The organism is Blastomonas sp., from assembly GCF_041747255.1.
Classification (GTDB): domain Bacteria; phylum Pseudomonadota; class Alphaproteobacteria; order Sphingomonadales; family Sphingomonadaceae; genus Blastomonas.
The window spans coordinates 1-2,165 of record NZ_JBGTFM010000195.1 but is presented as its reverse complement, the minus strand read 5'-3'; the positions used below and the strand labels follow the sequence as shown (position 1 = coordinate 2,165).

Sequence of the window (2,165 nt, the reverse complement as noted above, 5' to 3'; positions counted from 1 at the left end):
TGCGTGCCCTTGCCGCTGCCCCTGCCCCTGCCCCCGCCCCTGCCCCTGCCCGTGCCGATCAGGATGGCGGGAACCGAGGGCGAGCGCGCCACGCCTATGCGGCAATTGACCTTGGCACCAACAACTGCCGCCTGCTGATCGCCAAACCCACCGCCGATGGCTTCTTCGTGGTCGATGCGTTTTCTCGCGTCGTGCGGCTGGGCGAGGGGCTGGGCCAGTCCGGACGGCTAAGCGATGCGGCGATGGACCGTGCAGTGGCGGCGCTGTCGATCTGCGCCGACAAGCTGCGCCGCCGCCATGTTGCACTGGCACGATCTGTCGCCACCGAGGCTTGCCGCAAGGCCAGCAACGGTGCGGCGTTCATTGAACGGGTGTACCGCGAAACCGGCATCGTGCTCGATATCATCACCGCCGAAGAAGAGGCGCGGCTCGCGGTGCTGGGCTGTCACATCCTGCTCGAACCCGGCAACGGCCCGGCGCTGATCTTCGACATCGGCGGTGGCTCGACCGAACTTGTGCTGGTCGATAGCTCAGGCCCCGCGCCCGACATTCTCGACTGGAAAAGCGTGCCCTGGGGTGTGGTCACACTCACCGAGAGCGAAAGCTACAATGCCGACGAGCGCCTGGCTGCCTATGCGCGGATGCGCGACCGGGTGCGGCAGGGCTTTGCTGATTTCGCGGCGCGATTGCCCGCGATGGCTGTGACCGACCGGCGCTTGCTCGGCACCAGCGGCACGGTGACGACGCTTGCCAGCCTGCACCTCGATCTGCCCTGCTATAACCGCGATGCGATCGACGGTTTGATCGTGCCATCGCAATCGATGCGCGCGATCAGCAGGCGGCTCGCGGCAATGAGCCTCGACGAACGCCGCCTGCTGCCGTGCATCGGCAAGGAACGCGCCGATCTGGTGGTGGCGGGCTGTGCGATCCTCGAATCGATCCTCGACATCTGGCCAGCCGAGCGGCTGGGTGTCGCCGATCGCGGCATCCGCGAAGGGATATTGCGCACGCTGATGGGCCGGGATTCCGCTGGCACGGGTCGCGTTGGCGGGGCATCGGCATGAGCGCCGGGGGCAGCGGCCCCAAAGGCGGCGGCACAGGGTCGAGCGGCGCAGGCGGTGGCAAGCCACCCGGCCCCGGCGCCAAAAAAAGCTCCGGTCGCTATGGCGACGGGCTGAAGCAACGGGTCAAGACCGCGCGCGGTCGCACCGCATCATCCAACCGCTGGCTTGAGCGGCAGCTGAACGACCCATATGTGCGCCGCGCCAAGGCCGATGGCTATCGCAGCCGCGCTGCCTACAAGCTGATCGAGCTTGACGAGAAGTTCGCGCTGTTGCGCAAGGCGCGGCACGTCATCGATCTGGGGATTGCACCGGGCGGCTGGGCGCAGCTCGTCCGCCGCCTCTCGCCCAAGGCCGAAGTGGTGGGCATCGATCTGCTGCCGGTCGATCCGATCGACGGCGTGACAATATTCCTGATGGACTTCATGGCCGATGATGCGCCCGCCACGCTGATCGAGACGCTGGGCGCCGCGCCCGATCTGATCCTGTCCGACATGGCGGCAAACACCGTCGGCCACAAGCAGACCGATCACCTGCGCACCATGGGGCTGGTCGAGGCCGCCGCGTGGTTCGCGGTCGAGCATCTGGCCGAAGGCGGCGCGTTCGTCGCCAAGGTACTGGCGGGCGGGACCGACAATGAGCTGCTTGGCCTGCTCAAGCAGCATTTCAAGACGGTCAAGCACGCCAAGCCCCCGGCCAGCCGCAAGGGCAGTTCCGAATGGTATGTCATCGCGCAGGGTCGCAAACCCAGAGTGGTTGCGGCGGACGTCTGACCCGGCCCGGTGTTTGTCGGGACATGTCAGCTTGCGCGCGACTTGCCGCGAAACCGCCACGCGCCAAGCGGCTGCCACGGCCCCCCTAGATAGCGATGCAACGCGAGCCCGGCGATGACCAGCGGGCGCGGTTGAAACCCGGCAGACAGTTCGGCCAGCAATGCGCGTGCGACCTTGGGCTCCACCTTGTTCTGCACCGTGATGTGCAGCCGCGGCGTGCCCTGATCCTGCGTGGTCAACAGGCCGTGCATCGCATCGGCAAACTGTGCGCGGATGGCGAGCAGCCCCGGCGCGTGGACGCGAAACGCGACCCCGCCGCCCAGACTCATCA

The 2,165-nt window shown here is 67.3% G+C and carries 3 protein-coding genes; 2 read left to right on the top strand and 1 reads right to left on the bottom strand.

Going from position 1 to position 2,165, the window contains the following annotated elements; all coding sequences use genetic code 11:
• Both ACEW8G_RS07030 and ACEW8G_RS07025 read left to right on the top strand, forming a co-directional pair.
• On the top strand, positions 1–1,064 hold a 1,064-nt coding region (locus ACEW8G_RS07030; protein ID WP_373487724.1), incomplete at its 5' end, for a Ppx/GppA phosphatase family protein.
• Positions 1,061–1,834 (top strand): RlmE family RNA methyltransferase, encoded by a 774-nt coding sequence (locus ACEW8G_RS07025; protein ID WP_373487723.1) that lies wholly within the window; start codon positions 1,061–1,063, stop codon positions 1,832–1,834. The genes ACEW8G_RS07030 and ACEW8G_RS07025, both read left to right, overlap by 4 nt.
• A gap of 26 nt (positions 1,835–1,860) precedes the next feature.
• Here ACEW8G_RS07025 and ACEW8G_RS07020 read toward each other — a convergent pair.
• The coding region (locus ACEW8G_RS07020) for a 2'-5' RNA ligase family protein (protein WP_373487722.1) at positions 1,861–2,165 on the bottom strand (305 nt) is incomplete at its 5' end.